This window comes from Cupriavidus phytorum, assembly GCF_003254285.1.
Taxonomy (GTDB): domain Bacteria; phylum Pseudomonadota; class Gammaproteobacteria; order Burkholderiales; family Burkholderiaceae; genus Cupriavidus; species Cupriavidus phytorum.
In genome coordinates this window covers 155123-171162 of the sequence record NZ_QKZN01000007.1, presented here as the reverse complement: position 1 = coordinate 171162, position 16040 = coordinate 155123, and the positions used below count along the sequence as shown (strand labels likewise).

At 67.9% G+C, this 16040-nt stretch carries 15 protein-coding genes; 7 read left to right on the top strand and 8 right to left on the bottom strand.

Annotated elements, in window-relative coordinates; translation table 11 throughout:
- Positions 1-167: 167 nt before the first annotated feature.
- Positions 168-674, top strand: coding sequence for a hypothetical protein (locus tag C7416_RS18985; RefSeq protein ID WP_111520362.1), 507 nt, complete (start codon positions 168-170; stop codon positions 672-674).
- Between the two features lie 17 nt (positions 675-691).
- Here C7416_RS18985 and C7416_RS18980 read toward each other — a convergent pair whose 3' ends face one another.
- The 3 genes from C7416_RS18980 to C7416_RS18970 form a co-directional block, all read right to left on the bottom strand.
- The gene (locus C7416_RS18980) at positions 692-1291 is read right to left on the bottom strand and encodes a TetR/AcrR family transcriptional regulator (RefSeq protein WP_111520361.1); all 600 of its coding nucleotides are present in this window, start codon (positions 1289-1291) and stop codon (positions 692-694) included.
- 116 nt (positions 1292-1407) lie between these two features.
- Entirely contained in the window at positions 1408-2310 is a 903-nt protein-coding gene (locus C7416_RS18975) for a patatin-like phospholipase family protein (protein ID WP_111520360.1), read from the bottom strand.
- A gap of 205 nt (positions 2311-2515) precedes the next feature.
- Complete coding sequence (locus C7416_RS18970; protein WP_111520359.1) at positions 2516-3247, bottom strand: YceH family protein; 732 nt, start codon at positions 3245-3247, stop codon at positions 2516-2518.
- A gap of 205 nt (positions 3248-3452) precedes the next feature.
- Here C7416_RS18970 and C7416_RS18965 point away from each other — a divergent pair, with 205 nt between their 5' ends.
- On the top strand, positions 3453-5189 hold the full coding sequence (locus tag C7416_RS18965) for an FAD-dependent oxidoreductase (RefSeq protein WP_111520358.1): 1737 nt from the start codon (positions 3453-3455) through the stop codon (positions 5187-5189).
- A 13-nt stretch (positions 5190-5202) separates the two neighbouring features.
- Here C7416_RS18965 and ada read toward each other — a convergent pair whose 3' ends face one another.
- Both ada and C7416_RS18955 read right to left on the bottom strand, forming a co-directional pair.
- Positions 5203-6285: a bifunctional DNA-binding transcriptional regulator/O6-methylguanine-DNA methyltransferase Ada gene (gene ada / locus C7416_RS18960; protein ID WP_111520357.1), complete on the bottom strand. Its 1083-nt coding sequence runs from the start codon at positions 6283-6285 to the stop codon at positions 5203-5205.
- 7 nt (positions 6286-6292) lie between these two features.
- Positions 6293-7099 (bottom strand): 2OG-Fe(II) oxygenase, encoded by an 807-nt coding sequence (locus tag C7416_RS18955; protein WP_258401120.1) that lies wholly within the window; start codon positions 7097-7099, stop codon positions 6293-6295.
- A gap of 209 nt (positions 7100-7308) precedes the next feature.
- On the opposite strand from C7416_RS18955, the gene C7416_RS18950 reads away from it, so the two are divergent.
- The gene (locus tag C7416_RS18950; RefSeq protein WP_111520355.1) at positions 7309-7788 is read left to right on the top strand and encodes a nuclear transport factor 2 family protein; all 480 of its coding nucleotides are present in this window, start codon (positions 7309-7311) and stop codon (positions 7786-7788) included.
- 52 nt (positions 7789-7840) lie between these two features.
- Here the strand turns inward: C7416_RS18950 and C7416_RS18945 are convergent, their stop codons facing one another.
- Entirely contained in the window at positions 7841-9613 is a 1773-nt protein-coding gene (locus C7416_RS18945; protein WP_111520354.1) for a dipeptidase, read from the bottom strand.
- Positions 9614-9869: 256 nt separating this feature from the next.
- Here C7416_RS18945 and C7416_RS18940 point away from each other — a divergent pair, with 256 nt between their 5' ends.
- From C7416_RS18940 to C7416_RS18930, 3 genes are all read left to right on the top strand, one after another.
- Positions 9870-10601, top strand: a complete 732-nt coding sequence (locus C7416_RS18940; protein ID WP_111520353.1) for a glutathione peroxidase — start codon at positions 9870-9872, stop codon at positions 10599-10601.
- Positions 10602-10756: 155 nt separating this feature from the next.
- On the top strand, positions 10757-12148 hold the full coding sequence (locus tag C7416_RS18935) for a dihydrolipoyl dehydrogenase (RefSeq protein WP_111520352.1): 1392 nt from the start codon (positions 10757-10759) through the stop codon (positions 12146-12148).
- 113 nt (positions 12149-12261) lie between these two features.
- Positions 12262-12810: a TetR/AcrR family transcriptional regulator gene (locus C7416_RS18930; protein ID WP_111520351.1), complete on the top strand. Its 549-nt coding sequence runs from the start codon at positions 12262-12264 to the stop codon at positions 12808-12810.
- Positions 12811-12824: 14 nt separating this feature from the next.
- Here C7416_RS18930 and C7416_RS18925 read toward each other — a convergent pair whose 3' ends face one another.
- Positions 12825-13163 carry a BrnA antitoxin family protein gene (locus C7416_RS18925; protein ID WP_111520350.1) on the bottom strand — a complete coding sequence of 113 codons (339 nt, stop codon included), beginning with the start codon at positions 13161-13163 and terminating at the stop codon, positions 12825-12827.
- Positions 13147-13416 (bottom strand): BrnT family toxin, encoded by a 270-nt coding sequence (locus C7416_RS18920; protein ID WP_111520349.1) that lies wholly within the window; start codon positions 13414-13416, stop codon positions 13147-13149. Before C7416_RS18920 ends, C7416_RS18925 begins: the two co-directional genes overlap by 17 nt.
- 258 nt (positions 13417-13674) lie before the next feature.
- On the opposite strand from C7416_RS18920, the gene C7416_RS18915 reads away from it, so the two are divergent.
- A complete protein-coding gene (locus C7416_RS18915) occupies positions 13675-15888 on the top strand; it encodes a TonB-dependent siderophore receptor (RefSeq protein WP_111520348.1) in 2214 nt (737 codons plus the stop codon).
- The last annotated feature ends 152 nt before the right edge of the window (positions 15889-16040 follow it).

Here is a 16040-nt window from a genome sequence, read left to right as displayed (position 1 = left end):
ATCCCGGCGCTTGATTATTCTGGTGCCGTGAATGGAAATAAGGCGTGCATTATTGATTAGCGGGAATAAATCCCGCCGATTTATTTGGTTCGGGACTGGTTGAATGCCGGATGCGGGCTGGCCCTGGCCGGCCGTGGCTTCAGGCATTTACGGGGAGGAGGGCAGGGATGGCCCATATCATGGCGTCAATGCCGGATTCGGCGGTCTATTTCCACCTGGCCGCGGTGGCGCTGCTGTTGCTGGGACTGGCCGCGTTCCGCGCGGTGGCTTATGTCATGGCATCGCCGCAGGGGCGCCCGGCGCGGGCCCGGCACATGCTGCTGGTCAGCGCCGGCCGCGCGCTGGCGGTCGGCGCGATCTGGACCGCGATCGTCTACGGCCACGGCGTTACCGAGCGAGCCGGCGCGCACAACTGCCGCCGCGTGCCGGCCGTCGACGCCGCAGCCCGCTATGCCGCCGAATACTGCTACCTGGGCGGCGAGCGCATCTTGCTGCGGATCTATGGCGCCGAACGCGACCGGGTGCTGGCCCATCGCACCTTCACCAGTACCGGGCCGGTGCGGCTCAGCTGGGACGGGCAGGCGGTGGTGTTCGACCCGGCCGCGCCGGGCCGCAAAGGTCGGCTGGCATTGCCGCCGGCGCTGCACGACCGGCTGCTGGCGCGGCTGCCTTGAGTGGGCATGCCAGCACGCTAGCGCGGCTGGGCCAGCATCCGGGCCAGCACCGCGTCCAGGCCGTCGGGTCGTGGCAGCTGCGCGATCAGCCAGCGCACGGCCTCGGACAGTTGCTGCGCATCGTAGTCCGGCGCGAAGCTGTGCAAGGTGGCGCCATGCAGGAAACAGCGCAGCGCCAGCCATTCCGGCTGGGGCGGCGCGTCCGGCGGCTGGCCGAACAGCCGCTGCGGCACCGACGCCAGTGGTTCATGCACGGCGCGGGCGAGGCGGATGTCGCCGCGCGTTGCCATCCACACCTCCAGGATCGCCAGCGAGGCATGCCGTTGCGGCCGGTTTGCCAGCACATGCAGCATCAGGTGCATACGCAGTGACGGACCCAGCGGCCCGAGCGCGGCCAGGCGGTCGGCTTCGCGCTCCAGCAGCGACTTCAGCATGGCCGGCAGCAGGTCGTAGCGTCCTTCCGGAAAGTGGTGGCGCAGCGAGCCGCGGCTGGTGCCCGCCAGCTCGCACACGCGCGCTTCGGCAAAGGCCGCGTAGCCTTGCTCGATGAGCAGGGTTGCGGCGGCGTCGATCAGGGACTGGCGGGTACTGGCGCTGCGTTCGGCTTGGCTGGGCATGCGCCGGATTGTAGCAATCGTGCCGGGGCGGCTTGCCGTCCCGGCGACATCGCGGCAGTTCGCTACAGCCTGGGAATGCAGGCCCGTGCGGTGCGCGCCCGCGCTGAGCAGCGGCTTCAGTGCGGCGCTGCCGCCGGAATGTCGGCGCTGCAGCTCGGTGCCGTCTCGTCATGCGAATGCGGGGCGAGGGCGCCGGGGATGCGGGGGGTGTCGAGGCCCCTGGCGCGCAGCCACTCGGCCGTGGTGGCGGCGGCACGGTCGATCAGTTCGCCGCAGCGTGAGTAGTCGTAGGGCGAGATGTCGAGCGGGCACAGCGGCGGCACCACGCTGATCTGCGCCTGATTGGCGAAGTGCTGGAGGTCGTGCACCAGCTGGCGCGCCACCAGCAGCGAAAGCGCGTTGAACGCATGCTCCAGCGCGCCACGCGGCGGGCGGCGCTCGGCGCAGGTAAAGCCCGCCGGCAGCACGATCACCCGCGTGGCACCCAGGCCGATCGCGGTCGACACCGGCGTATTGTTGGCCACGCCGCCGTCGATCAGGGTACGGCCCGCCAACTGCACCGGCGGGAACACGCCGGGAATGGCGGCGCTGGCCAGCACCGCGTCGACGATGCTGCCGCTCGACAGCACCACTTCGTCGCCGCTGTGCATGTCGGTCGCCACCACGTGCAGCGGCAGGTCGGCGGCCTCCAGGTTGCGCGGCCCGAAATGCCGCGCCAGCAGGCTGCGCAAACCCGTCGCCTCCACCAGGTGGCCGCGGCTGCCGCCAAACATGTTCCAGACACTGCGCCAGCTCCACGGCAGGATGTCCGTGCGCCGGATCGCGCGCCACAGCGCGTCGAGCCGGTGCGCGCCCTCCACGCCGGGGTTGCAGGCAAAGTAGGCGCCGTTGATGGCCCCGGCCGACGCGCCGATCACGATGTCCGGTGTCACGCCCCAGGCCGCCAGTTCACGCAGCATCCCCACCTGGATCGCACCCAGGCTTCCGCCGCCGGCGAATACAAAGGCTGTCTTGTCCATGGCTGCGGCGGTCTCCCCTGGCTTGTCGGCGTCCTGTGCAAAAAAGGATAGGCGACGTACGGGCCATCCGACAGTTCGGCCTGCCACCGCGGCGAGTGCGATCTTTTGCTTAATAGTGCAATTAACCGCCACAAGTTTACCCCGCCCGTTGGCTTGGGCCAGCAAGGGCGGGTCGGCGTTTTCGGCGGGGTGGTGGTGCCGGGAATCAGCCGAGAAACTCGTCGGCGGAGATGCCGAGTTGCGCGGCCATGTGTTGGACCAGGCCTTGCAGCCTGGCCACTTTCTCGCTCAGGGCCTGCTGCTCGGCGCGCAGCTGTTCCAGTTCAGCCGACGGTGCGGCGTCGCCGTCCGCGGCACGCCCGCTGTCTTCGGCGGCCGCGGCGGCGCTGGCTTCGCCGCTCAGCAGATGCATCCAGCGGTTTTCACGGGCGCCGGGGGCGCGCGGCAGGCGTACCACGCGCGGCGGCGTCTGGCTTGCCAGTTCGTCGAGGAAGGCCTCGACCGAGGAAATGTCGGCAAAGCTGTGCAGGCGCGCGGTATTCAGGCGCAATTCCGCGGCCGTCTGCGGGCCGCGCAGCAGCAGCATCGCCAGCAGCGCGACCGACTGGCTCGGCACGCCGAGCGCGCGCTGCATGTTGTGCTCGAAGCGCGGCACGCGGCTGCTGCTGCCTTCGAACACCAGGCTCAGGCTCCTGAGGCCGTCGATGGCCTCCAGGATCTCGGCCTCGCTGACATTCATCACCGGCGCGCGCGCGGTCTTCTGGTTGCAGCCGGAAGCCAGCGCGTTGAGCGACAGCGGGTAGGTATCGGGTACGGTGTGCTGCTTTTCGACCAGCACGCCAAGCACGCGTCCTTCGACGGGCGTGAGCGCGCGCAATGCCGGGCGCGCGGGACGGTCGCTGGACGGGGTCGGATCGGATTCAGGGGTGGATTGCATCAAGGCTTGATTTTGCTGACGGTGGCGGCGCGGTCCGGGCTTGCCGGAGCGCCGAGGCGACCATTCAATCCCAAGCCGGCGCAATGCGCAACTGTTCACGCCCCCGGCTCGCATTCCCCGCCGCGCCGTCTACTATCGATAAGCCGCGCCGCGGCAGCCGGGCTACGGGCGATCCGGCAGGTACCGATGTCATCAGGGAGGCAGCATGGCGAACTTGCAGGCGGAGGCGGTGGCGGCCGAAACGGAGCCGGGCGCGGAGGCCGGTGGCGGCCTGGAGGCACCTTTCTCCACGCTGGAATCACGCTGGCACCAGATGTTCCCGCAACTGACCGCCGACGAGATGGCGCGCGTGCGCCGCTTCGGCACGCCGCAGAGCTGGCACGCGGGCGAGAAGCTGTTTGCCATCGGCCAGTCCGGGCGCGGCATGTACCTGGTCACCAGCGGCCGCGTGCGCGTGATGCGACGCGATGGCCTGGGACGCGAACACCAGATCACCGAGCAGGGCGCCGGGCACTTCCTGGCCGAGGTCGGCACCCTGGCCGGCCGCCCCGCGCTGGTCGACGGCGTCGCCGTCACCGAGACCCACGGCTACGTGATCATGCCGGACCGGCTGCGTGCGCTGCTGGTGGCCGAGGCCGAACTGGGCGAGCGCATCATGCGTGCGCTGATCCTGCGCCGCGTCGGACTGATCGAATTCGGCAGCGGCCCGGTGCTGGTGGGCCACGGCACCGAGCCGCAGCTGCTGGCGCTGCAGGCCTTCCTGCGGCGCAACGGCTACCCGCATACCGTCATCGATATCGACGCCGACCGCGACTGCTCCCTATTGCTCGACTATGCCAACGCGCCCGCGAGCGACTTTCCGCTGGTGATCTGCGCCGACGGCCGCGTGCTGCGCGCCCCGGACGAGGGGCAACTGGCGTCGTGCCTCGGCCTGCTGCCGGAGTTCGACCCCGACCACGTCTATGACGTGGTGGTGGTCGGCGCCGGGCCGGCGGGATTGGCGACGGCGGTCTATGCCGCCTCCGAAGGCCTGTCGGTGGCGGTGATCGATTGCCGCTCGCCGGGCGGGCAGGCGGGCGCGAGCGCGCGCATCGAGAACTACCTGGGCTTCCCGACCGGCATCTCCGGACAGGCGCTGGCCGGGCGCGCGTTCGTGCAGGCGCTCAAGTTCGGCGCGCACATCGCGATTCCGCTGGAGGTGAAGGCACTGCACTGTGGCGACGATCCGATCCGGCTGGAGCTGGCCGACGGCCGCATGGTGCCGACCCATACCGTGGTGATCGCCACCGGCGCGCAGTACCGCCGCCCCCGCATCGCCGCGCTCGAGCATTTCGAAGGCCGCGGGGTCTACTACTGGGCTTCGCCGGTGGAAGCCAAGTTGTGCAAGAACGAGCCGGCAATGCTGGTGGGCGGCGGCAATTCGGCCGGGCAGGCGGCGGTGTTCCTGGCCTCGCACGCCGCGCACGTGCATATGCTGGTGCGTGGTCCGGGCCTGGCCGCCACCATGTCGCGCTACCTGATCGACCGCATCGCCGCGCTGCCGAATGTCACGCTGCATACGCACGCACAGATCAGCGCGCTCGACGGCGACGGCTGGCTCAGCGCGGTGCACTACGATTGCCGCGCCGAGCATCCCGCGCCGGTCACCATGGCGGTGCGGCACCTGTTCCTGTTCATCGGCGCCGATCCCAATGCGGCGTGGCTGCGCACCTGCCATGTCGAGGTCGATGACAAGGGCTTCGTGCGCACCGGCGGCGGCGCGCTGGGCTGCGCGGCGGCGGTGCCGTATCCACTGCAGACCAGCGTGCCGGGGGTGTTTGCGATCGGCGACGTGCGCGCGGGATCGACCAAGCGCGTTGCCGCCGCGGTCGGAGAAGGCGCGGCGGTGGTGGCGCAGATCCACGATTACCTGGCAAAGATCCAGGCGCCCGCTTTGCGCTGAGCGGCGCGCGGCTTCAGCCCTGCGCCTCGCGCTCCAGCAGTTCGCGTTTGCGCGCCACGCCCCAGCGATAGCCCGACAGGTCGCCGTCGCTGCGCACCACGCGATGGCAGGGAATCGCCACCGCCAGGTGGTTGGCCGCGCAGGCCTGCGCCACCGCGCGCACCGCGCGCGGCGCGCCGATGCGGGCCGCGATCTCGGCGTAGCTGGCGGTGCTGCCGGCCGGGATTTCACGCAACGCTTGCCATACGCGCTGCTGGAACGCGGTGCCGCGCACGTCCAGCGGCAGTGCCAGGCCGATCGAAGGCGCTTCGATCAGCCCCACCACCTGTGCCACCAGTTGCTCGAACTGCGCGTCGCCGCCGATCAGGTTTGCGCGCGGGAAACGGTCCTGCAGGTCTTGCAGCAGCGCTTGCGGATCGTCGCCCAGCAGGATCGCGCAGACGCCGCGCTGGCTCTGCGCCACCAGGATCGCGCCCAGCGAGCATTGCCCGACGGCAAAGCGGATATCGATGTCGGCGCCGCCGGCGCGGTAGCGTGATGGGGTCATGCCGAGCACGGCGTCGGCGGTCTCGTAGAAGCGGCTGTTTGAGCCGAACCCGGCGTCGTAGATGGCCTCGGTCACGGAGTCGCTGGTTTCCAGCTGTTCGCGCAGTTTCCTGGCCCGATGCGCGGCGGCGTACGCGCGCGGGGTCAGGCCGGTGCCGCTCTTGAACAGGCGGTGGAAGTGGTAGGGGCTGATGCCCGCGGCGCTGGCCAGCTCCGGCAGCGTGGGCACCGCGTCGGCGGCCTCGATGCGGCGGCAGGCCTCGGCCACCATGGCCGCGCGCCGTGCCGCCAGCGCCGGCGGCGCGGCACGGCGGCTGGGCCGGTAGCCGGCGGCTTCGGCCGCGGCGGCGTTGTCGAAGAACTCGACATTGGCCGGATGCGGCAGGCGCGACGGGCTGCTCGGCAGGCAATACACGCCGGTGGTTCGGACCGCATAGACGAAGTCCCGGTCGGCGCCGGGGTCGCGCGCCAGCACGCGCGCCCAGCGCGGATCCTGTTCGACCAGGGTGGCTTCGGCTGGCGGTGCGGAACGGCGGATGGATCGGGTCATGGATGCCTCACGTAGCGTCGTGGAAGATGATGCCGAGCGTGTAGCGCTGTCCGGCATGCAGCCGGCTGACACCATGCCGCAGGTTGACGCGATAGCTGCCGCGGCTGCCCTGCACCGGCCGCTGGCTGACCGCGAACACCACGGCATCGCCCTGGCGCAACGTCACCACCTCGGCGCGCGACTGCATGCGCGGGCGCTGCTCGGTCAGCACGAACTCGCCGCCGGTGAAGTCGCGACCGGGCTCGGAGAGCAGCACCGCGACCTGCAGCGGGAACACGTGCTCGCCGTACAGGTCCTGGTGCAGGCAGTTGTAGTCGCCCGGGCCGTAACGCAGCAGCAAGGGTGTCGGCCGCGACTGCCCGGCGTGATGGCAGCGCGCGATAAAGTCCCGATGCGCGGCGGGGTAGCGGACGTCGATGCCCATCGCGGCATTCCAGCGGTTGGCCACTGGCGCCAGGTGCGGATAGAGCGCCGTGCGCAGTCCCGCGACCAGGCCGGGCAGGGGATAGCGGAAGTACTTGTATTCGCCCTGGCCGAAGCCGTGCCGGCGCATTTCGATGCGCGAGCGGTACAGCGCATCATTGCCATAGCCCGCCGCCAGCGCGTCGCATTCGTCGGCGGACAGCAAGCCGGAGATGGATGCGCAGCCATAGTCATCGAGCTCGCGCGCGACCGCGACCCAGTCGATGCCGTCGACCCGGGTCACCACGTCTGCCTCATGCCGGCGCGCCACATCGGCGCGAGGTGCCTGCGGTACCGGACGGCGCGGCCCGGCGACCGCTACTTCCCGCTGCTGAATCTGGCCTGTGCCCACTGCGAATCTCCTGTCCTGTGCCTGCATGGTGCCAACTTTAGGCCTGGCCCGTGCGCGGCACACTCCGGGTCTTGCTTTCAAATTCCGTCCGCCATCCTGCGTTGACAAGACAGGTCTGTCTACCAATAATGAGACAGACCTGTATCACCTGTAGTTCTCCGCAGTTTTAATTCTCCGCAGTTCAATGCCTTTCCCTTGAAGGAGCTTCCATGTCCTCACCCGTTGAGACCCGTCCGCCGCTGCCTCCGTTTACCTACGAAACCGCCATCGCCAAGGTCCGCGCCGCCGAGGACGGCTGGAACAGCCGCGACCCGGAGCGCGTGGCGCTGGCCTATACCATCGACAGCGCCTGGCGCAACCGCGCCGAGTTCGTCAACGGCCGCACCGATATCGTCGCCTTCCTGCAGCGCAAATGGCAGAAGGAGCTGGATTACCGCCTGATCAAGGAGCTATGGGTGCACGAGCAGAACCGCATCGCCGTGCGCTTTGCCTATGAATGGCACGACGATTCCGGCAACTGGTACCGGTCATACGGCAACGAGAACTGGGAATTCGATGAGGCAGGGCTGATGCGCATGCGCTTTGCCTGCATCAACGATGCACCGATCCGGTCAGAGGATCGCAAGTTCCACTGGCCGCTGGGGCGGCGCCCGGACGGGCATCCGGGCTTGAGCGAGCTGGGGTTGTAATGGGGATGCCCCTGTCCCGCGCGCGGGACAGGGGCAAAACCAAACGGCCGGCTTACTGCATCTTGTCGAGGTTGCCGATCCGCACCAGCATCTCGGTGAACATCTGCATATCGAGATTGAGGTCGGCCACTTCCTTGTACTCGCGCGCGTTGTGCGCGGTGTACTTCTTGCCCGGCATGGCCGGCCCGAAGTTGATGGCGTTGGGCATCAGCTTGGCGGTGGTGCTGCCGGCGGTGGAGACCGGCTTGGCTTCCAGCCCGGTGGTGTCGCCAAAGATGTTCAGCAGCGTCGACAGCCACGCGCCCTTCGGATCGCGCGCCATCCAGTTGCCCTGGTCGTACTTGATCTCGACCGGTCCATGGGTGGCGGCCCAGCCGAAAATGCGCTTGGTGATCTTGCCGCCCAGCTCGTCCGGCGTGCGCCCGCGCGGCATGCGCACGTTGGTGACCACATCGACGTATTCGCCGCGCTCGCGCACCAGCGTCGGCGACATGGTCAGCGGGCCCATGAACGGATCGCGGTAGGCCACATCCATGCGGTTGCCCAGGTAGTCCAGGCCATACAGGTCGTTCAGGTAGCGGACCGCGTTCAGGTAGTGGTTTTCGGCGAAGCGCACGCCGCTGGCCTGCAGGAACAGCGCCAGCCGCGGCAGCGGGTTCACGCCTTCTTCGGGCCGCGAGCCGTGTGCCGAGGCGCCGGTGACCTTGACCTCGACATCGTTGCCGGCGCGCTTGACGTCGATCGAGAACTTGCCGCGCGGCGTGTAGCGGCGCACGAACTCCGCGCGCGCCTGTTCCAGCGCGGTGGCCACCGCGGCGGGATCGCCGCCGGCGATGCGCGCGGTCGCGGTTTCGGGAATGGCGTTGGCCGAGGCCGCGCCGCGCATCGCGACAATCGCAGGGCCCTTGCTTTCGGCCTGGCTGGGCGCGCGCTTGTCGTCGGCAGCCTTGATGCCGAACGAGACGGTCAGCGTGCCCGCGCCTTTCTCGGTCACCACGGCCGGATACTTGCTGTCGAGCACGACGTTGTACTCGGGCAGCGAGGTGTGCTGGCGGTAGTACTTCATGCCGTCGCCACCGGTTTCCTCGGTAGTCTCGATCATCAGCCGGATGCTGCGCTCGAGCGGCACGCCGCTTTCCTTGACGGTCTTCATCGCGTACAGCACCGCGGCGATCGAGCCCTTGTCGTCGATGGTGCCGCGCCCGTACAGAAGGTCGCCGATGCGCGTCATGCGGAACGGGTCAAGTTTGGTGCCGTCGTCCAGCACCCATTCCTCGGCTACCGCCGGCACCACGTCGGCGTGGGTCAGGATGCCGAAGGTGTCCTTGCCGCCGCCGGGCAGGGTCACCTCGAACACGCGGTTGTCGACATTGCGATAGGCCAGCCCGAACTCGCGCGCCATGCCCTCGATCATCTTGCCGAACTCGATGATGGCGGGATTCTCGTGCTGGGCGATCTTTTCCTCGCGCACGGTGCGCAGCGCCACCATCTTGCCGAGCACGTCGATGGCCGCGGCCTCGTTGCGCAGCCGGTTGTAGACCCCGAGCAGCCGGGCGACATTGACCAGGTTGTCGCCCGACAGCGGCGCCTTCGACTGCCACGCCGCCACCGCGGGCGCGACCGTCGGCTCGGCCTTGGCCGCCGCCGCCATGAAGGCAGGCAGGTCGGCCTGGGCCGCCTTGGCCGCGGCCGCGCTGTTGCCGGCCAGGGCTTCCAGTGCCGGCTTCTTCAGCGTCTGGGCGTGCGCGGGAAGGGCCAGCGCAAGCGACAGCGCGAGCAGGGATGCCCACCGGTGGCGGTACGGCAGGCGGCAAGGTCGGGTCATTGCGAAGAAGGGAGTCGGAGGAGATGCCGCATGATAGGGCACTCCCCGGGGTTTTCCCGAAAAAATATGCTTTTTCGTCCGCGCGGGCCGAATGGCTTCCGCACCGATAGGCGGTGCCTATGCCTTAATCATAGTCTTTGACAATCATTGTCTTTGAAACGATGAATTGTACAAATCACTTCCCGGTCTCCAGAATGGGGCCTTCGCTGCAACCCGCAGCCGAAACCAACCCGATCCAGAACCAGGAGTGAAACTGATGCTGCAATCCCGCGAAGGCCAACGCGTTCCCAATGTCGCTTTCCGTGTGCGTGAAGACAACGAGTGGAAGACCGTCACCACCGGCGAGCTGTTCGATGGCAAGACCGTGGTGGTGTTCTCGCTGCCTGGCGCCTTCACCCCGACCTGTTCCTCGACCCACCTGCCGCGCTACAACGAACTGGCCCCCGTCTTCGCCAGGCATGGCGTCGACGACATCCTGTGCGTGTCGGTGAACGACACCTTCGTGATGAACGAATGGGCCAAGGACCAGGAGTCCGCAAACATCACCATGATCCCCGACGGCAATGGTGAATTCACCGAAGGCATGGGCATGCTGGTGGACAAGGCCGACCTGGGCTTCGGCAAGCGCAGCTGGCGCTATGCGATGCTGGTCAAGGATGGCGTGGTGCAGAAGATGTTCATCGAGCCGGAAGAGCCGGGCGACCCGTTCAAGGTGTCCGATGCCGACACCATGCTGGCCCACATCGCCCCCGGCGCGCGCAAGCCTGACCAGGTCGTGGTGTTCTCCAAGGTCGGTTGCTCGTTCTGCGCCAAGGCCAAGCAGCTGCTCGACGACAACGGCTTCGACTACGTCGACGTGCCGCTCGACAACAAGGTGCGCGGCAAGGTGCTGGGCGCCGTGTCGGGCGAGATGACCGCACCGCAGGTCTTTATCAACGGCAAGCTGATCGGCGGCGCCGAAGCGCTGCAGCAGTACCTGGCCGCCTGAGCCGCAATCAGCTGATTCCCATTCCTGCCCCGATCCACGGGGCCGGCAGTCGCCGGACCCGATGGCGCCGCCTTGCCCGATCCGGGCCGGGCAGCGCCATCCAGCCCGCTGATTGACCCAGCCTGAACGCTTCAGAACACAAAGGAACCACCGCCATGACCACCATCCAGACCGACGTCGCCGTGATCGGCGCAGGCACCGCCGGCCTTGCCGCCTACCGCGCCGCGATTGCGGCCGGCAAGCGCGCCGTGATCATCGAAGGCGGCCCCTACGGCACCACCTGTGCCCGCGTGGGCTGCATGCCGTCCAAGCTGCTGATCGCCGCCGCCGAGGCCGCGCATGAACTGCGCCACACCGCGCCGTTCGGCGTGCATGTCGACGGTCAGATCCGCATCGACGGGCGCGAGGTGATGGCGCGCGTGCGCAGCGAGCGCGACCGTTTTGTCGGCTTCGTGGTGCGCGGCGTGGAGAACATCGCGCCGGCCGACCGCATTCGCGGCTATGCCCGCTTTATCGATACCACCACGCTCGAAGTGGACGGGCATACCACCGTGCGCGCCAACCGCGTGGTCATCGCCACCGGCTCCACGCCGGTGCTGCCGGCGCCGTTCAGGGTGTTCGGCGACCGCCTGATCGTCAATGACGATGTGTTCTCGTGGCAGGACCTGCCCGGCAGCGTGGTGGTGTTCGGCCCCGGCGTGATCGGGCTGGAGCTGGGCCAGGCGCTGTCGCGGCTGGGGGTGCGGGTGCGCGTGTTCGGCGTCAGCGGCTCGCTCGGGCCGCTGACCGACCCGGTGATCCGCGCCGACGCGGCGCGCACCTTCAACCAGGAGTTCTATCTCGATCCCGACGCGCAAGTGACCGACATGGGCCGCGATGGCGACCACGTGGTGGTGACCTACCTCGACCGCGAAGGCCGCAGCGTGACCGAGCGCTTCGACTACGCGCTGGCAGCCACCGGCCGCGCGCCCAATGTGCGCGGCCTGGCCCTGGAGAACACCGGCCTGGCGCTGGATGCGCGCGGCGTGCCGGTGTTTGACGCGAACACGCTCCAGTGCGGCAACGCGCCGGTCTTCATTGCCGGCGACGCCAACAACATCCTGCCGCTGCTGCACGAGGCCGCGGACGAGGGCAAGGCCGCCGGCGAGAACGCCGCCAGCTATCCGCAGGTGAAGCCGCTGGCGCGCCGCGCGCCGATCGCGGTGGTGTTCACGGACCCGCAGATCGCGATGGTCGGCCGGCGCCATGCGGACCTGGCCGAGGGCAGCTTCGTCACCGGGGAGGTGAGCTTTGAAGACCAGGGCCGCAGCCGCGTCATGCTGAAGAACCGGGGGCTGATGCACGTCTATGCCGACAAGACCACGGGCCGCTTCCTTGGCGCCGAATGGACCGGCCCGCGCGCGGAGAATATCGCCCACCTGCTGGCATGGTCGTATCAGCAGGGGCTGACCATCGCGCAGATGCTGACGATGCCTTTCTACCACCCGGTGGTGGAAGAAGGCCTGCGCACGGCGCTGCGCGATGCCGCCGCCAAGCTGGAAGGCTGATCGCGCGGCGATTGCTAGACAGGTCTGTCTGTCATAGTATCGAAGCACAGGCCCGGGGCGGCGCTTCACGCAGCCCCGGGCGCTCTCCTGTTCTCGCTACCCGCTTGCATCACATGGCCACGCCTTCCGCCCGCGACCGCATCCTCGACACCGCCGCCCGCCTGTTCTACCAGGAGGGTTACCGCGCCACCGGCATCGATCGGATCATTGCCGAATCCGGCGTCGCCAAGATGTCGCTCTACCGGCATTTCGCCTCCAAGAACGCGCTGATCGCGGCGTTCCTGGCGCGCCGGCATGACGAATGGATGGCGTGGTTCCGCCAGGACGTGGGAACCCGGCTCGCCGAGCGGCCCCGCCTTGACGTGATCGCCGACACCCTGGCCGACTGGTTCGCCCGCGACTTCCGCGGCTGCGCCTTCATCAACGTGGTGGCCGAGGCGGGCGGCGACGCGCAGGCGCAGCAGCAGGCCGCGGCCCACAAGGCCGACCTGGAGGCCTTCGTCGCCGATATCGCCGCGCGCCTGGGACTGCGCGAGCCACGGGCGGTGGCTGCGGAGGCGATGCTGTGCATCGAGGGCATGATCGTGCGCTACCAGATGCAGCCGGACAGTGCAGTGATCGAGGCAGGCCGGCGGTTCCTTGGCCGTTTGCAGGGCGAATGACGGGATGGTCCGGCCTAGCGCCGGGGCAGCAGCCGGAGCGCTGCCGCATAGTCGCGCAGCGCCTCATTCATCAACGTTTGCCAGCCGCTGCCGGTTGCCTTGTAGGCCGCCAGCACGTCGGGATCGATGCGTAGCGTCTGATTGACCTTGCGCTCGCCGACCGGTTTGGCCGGCCTGCCGCGACGTTTCGCCAGTGCATCGGCTTTATCGTCGCCGAGCAGCTCCCGTGCCGGGCGCATCTTCCTGAACTGCTCTGTCGGCACTGACACCGCATCGGGGTCTTGCGCAATGCCGCGCGCGATGGCGGCGTCCTCTGCCGGGGTGGGGCGGATGAGGTCAGGTTTCCTGTTCATAGTCTCGCAGCTCTCTTGAATTGGCTTTACGCAGGCTGATTGCCCTGAGTGCGTCGCCACGCATTGTGAATACCAGGCAATACAGGCGCGCACCAATCGGTCCATAGGCGACGTAACGGGTTTCGCCGTACGGCTTGCGGTCATCGATTTTCAGGAGGGCGTTATCGAAATCCATCAACCCTGCAGCGGCCAGTGACAACCCGTGATGACATTGGTTGATGGCGTCCTTTGCCATGTCAAACTCGATTTCCATTCGGATTTACTGTAGCAGCAGAAAATAAGGTAAGCAATGTTTTTATGCTACAGCGTAAAAATGGGAGCTGACATCGCATAATGCGGAAAATCGGTCACGCAGCGAAGAAGACCCCACGAAAAGTCCGGCTCATATGTCTCGCTTCTGACACATTCAGGCTACAATTCTGACGTAATCACGAATCATTCCTATTCGTAATCAGAATTTTCCACTTGTGATGCCGCTTCGGCGGCAGTTCCACCTTCAGACCCCTGAGTGATGCCTCTGCACCCGAACCGTCGGGCAAAGCCGCGCTTTGCCCGCTCCGCGCTTGTCACCCCCTGCCGTCTTTCCCTGACCACCCTTGTGCTGAGCCTGCAGGCCGGCGGCGTGTTTGCGCAGGCCGGCGCGAGCCCTGTGCCTGCCGCGCCGGCTGCCGCAGCCGCAGCGGAATTGCCGGCGGTCACGGTGCGCGCGACCAGCGACGATGAAACCGCCACCGGCCCCGTCCATGGCTTTGTGGCGAAGCGCAGCGCCACCGCCACCAAGACCGACACGCCGGTCATGGAGACGCCCCAGTCGATCACCGTCATCACGCGCGACCGCATGGAGGCGCAGGGCGCGCAGAGCGTGCAGCAGGCGATCGGCTATAGCGCCGGGGTCTACGCCGGTCCGTTCGGCAACGACGCGCGCGGTGACTGGGGCCGGTTTCGCGGCACCGAATTCACGCAGTATCGCGATGGCTTGCTGAACCAGGTCGGCTTCTACAACAACGTGCGTCCCGATGTTTATGCACTCGAGCGCATCGATGTGCTGCGCGGGCCGTCGTCGATGCTGTTCGGGCAGGGCGCGGTCGGCGGCATCCTGAACCTGGTCAGCAAGCGTCCGCAGGCGGAAGCGGCGCGCGAGATCGGGGTGCAGTTCGGCAACTACAACCGCAAGCAGGTGCAAGCCGACCTGACTGGGCCGCTCGATGCGGACGGCAAATGGCTGTACCGACTGGTGGCGCTGGCGCGCGACAGCGACACGCAGGTGGACTACGTGCAGGACAACCGCTACCTGATCGCGCCGTCGCTGACCTGGCGGCCGACCCAGGACACCTCGCTGACGCTGCTGGCCAACTTCCAGCGCGACGTGAGCGGGACTTCGGTCGGATTCTTCCCGTGGCGCGGCACGCTGACGCCGAACCCGGGCGGGCAGATTCCCGACCACCTGTTCATCAGTGAACCCGGCTTTGACCGCTACACCGCGGAGCAGCAGTCGGTCGGCTATGAATTCCAGCACAAGTTCAACGACACCGTAACGGTGCGGCAGAACCTGCGCTACTCGCACAGCTCGGTGGACTACCGCAGCATTTATGCCGCCGGCTTCAACGGTGCCGGCCACGGCTGGGTGCCCGGCAGCAATTCGCTGCTGCGCCGCACGGTCTACGTCAGCCAGCCGACGCTGAACTCGTTTGCGGTAGATACCCAGGCGCAGACCAACTTCCGCACCGGCCCGGTCCAGCACACGCTGCTGACCGGCGTGGACTACCAGCACTCGGAAATCACCGGTAACGCCGGCGTGGGCGGTTCCGCCGCGCCGCTCAATGTGTTCAACCCGGTCTACGGCAATTTCACGCTACCGGGCTCGCGCGCCCTGAATCCCGCGACGCAGGCGCAAACCGGCCTGTACGTGCAGGACCAGCTGGCCTGGAACAAATGGCTGCTGATGCTGGGGCTGCGCTATGACTGGTCGCGCGCCGCGCAGGACAACACGCCGTCGGCCAGCCGCGACGACAGCGAGCTGACCAAGCGCGCCGGCCTGATGTACCGCTCGGACATCGGCCTGAACCCGTACGTCAGCTACTCCGAGTCGTTCCAGGGGCTGGCCGGCTTCAACAAGGCCAACCAGGCCTTCAAGCCGCTGCGCGGCTCGCAGTGGGAGGCGGGCATCAAGTACCAGCCGCCGGGCAAGAACGCCACGCTGACCATCGCCGCATTCGATATGCGCGAGAAGAACCGCAAGACCGCCGGCGTGGTCAACGGCATTCCGGATTCGGTGCAGGTGGGCGAGGCGCGCACGCGCGGCATCGAGGTGGAGGCACTGGCTTCGCTGACGAACCGGCTCGACCTGATCGCGACCTACACCTACCTGGATGCGCGCGTGATCGACGGCACCCCGGCCGAGGTCGGCAAGAAGCTGGCGAGCACGCCGTCGAACATGGCATCGCTGTGGGCCAACTATCGCTTCAAGCTGTTCGGGATCCCGGGCTTCGTGGCGGGCGGCGGCCTGCGCTACGTCGGGCCCAGCTATGACGGCAACGACCAGAACCGGGTGGGCGGCGTGACGCTGTACGACGCCATGATCGCCTATGACCACGGCCCGCTGCGGGTCGCGCTGAACGCCAACAACCTGTTCGACAAGCAGTTCCTGACCACCTGCCTCGCGCGCGGCGACTGCTACTTCGGCGCGCGCCGCACGGTGGTGGGCACGGTCACCTATCGCTTCTGAGCCGGACCGGCGCAAAGAATCGAGCCCCCGGCCGGGGTGGTCGGGGGCCCGATCAGCAATCAGACGCCCGTCGGCGTCCAGCAACGAGTGTAGTCGGGAAAATCGCCATGGCAAGGGCAGCGGCGGATCGAGCCTTGCCGCCGCCGCGACCG

Excerpts from the sequence above, each read along its gene's own strand:
- C7416_RS18940 (WP_111520353.1), top strand. The coding sequence starts at position 9,870 with ATGCTGCAATCCCGCGAAGGCCAACGCGTTCCCAATGTCGCTTTCCGT.
- ada (WP_111520357.1), bottom strand. The coding sequence starts at position 6,285 with ATGACCCGATCCATCCGCCGTTCCGCACCGCCAGCCGAAGCCACCCTG.
- C7416_RS18945 (WP_111520354.1), bottom strand. The coding sequence starts at position 9,613 with ATGACCCGACCTTGCCGCCTGCCGTACCGCCACCGGTGGGCATCCCTG.
- C7416_RS18925 (WP_111520350.1), bottom strand. The coding sequence starts at position 13,163 with ATGAACAGGAAACCTGACCTCATCCGCCCCACCCCGGCAGAGGACGCC.
- C7416_RS18915 (WP_111520348.1), top strand. The coding sequence starts at position 13,675 with ATGCCTCTGCACCCGAACCGTCGGGCAAAGCCGCGCTTTGCCCGCTCC.
- C7416_RS18935 (WP_111520352.1), top strand. The coding sequence starts at position 10,757 with ATGACCACCATCCAGACCGACGTCGCCGTGATCGGCGCAGGCACCGCC.
- C7416_RS18950 (WP_111520355.1), top strand. The coding sequence starts at position 7,309 with ATGTCCTCACCCGTTGAGACCCGTCCGCCGCTGCCTCCGTTTACCTAC.
- C7416_RS18980 (WP_111520361.1), bottom strand. The coding sequence starts at position 1,291 with ATGCCCAGCCAAGCCGAACGCAGCGCCAGTACCCGCCAGTCCCTGATC.
- C7416_RS18920 (WP_111520349.1), bottom strand. The coding sequence starts at position 13,416 with ATGGAAATCGAGTTTGACATGGCAAAGGACGCCATCAACCAATGTCAT.
- C7416_RS18970 (WP_111520359.1), bottom strand. The coding sequence starts at position 3,247 with ATGCAATCCACCCCTGAATCCGATCCGACCCCGTCCAGCGACCGTCCC.
- C7416_RS18985 (WP_111520362.1), top strand. The coding sequence starts at position 168 with ATGGCCCATATCATGGCGTCAATGCCGGATTCGGCGGTCTATTTCCAC.
- C7416_RS18965 (WP_111520358.1), top strand. The coding sequence starts at position 3,453 with ATGGCGAACTTGCAGGCGGAGGCGGTGGCGGCCGAAACGGAGCCGGGC.
- C7416_RS18930 (WP_111520351.1), top strand. The coding sequence starts at position 12,262 with ATGGCCACGCCTTCCGCCCGCGACCGCATCCTCGACACCGCCGCCCGC.
- C7416_RS18975 (WP_111520360.1), bottom strand. The coding sequence starts at position 2,310 with ATGGACAAGACAGCCTTTGTATTCGCCGGCGGCGGAAGCCTGGGTGCG.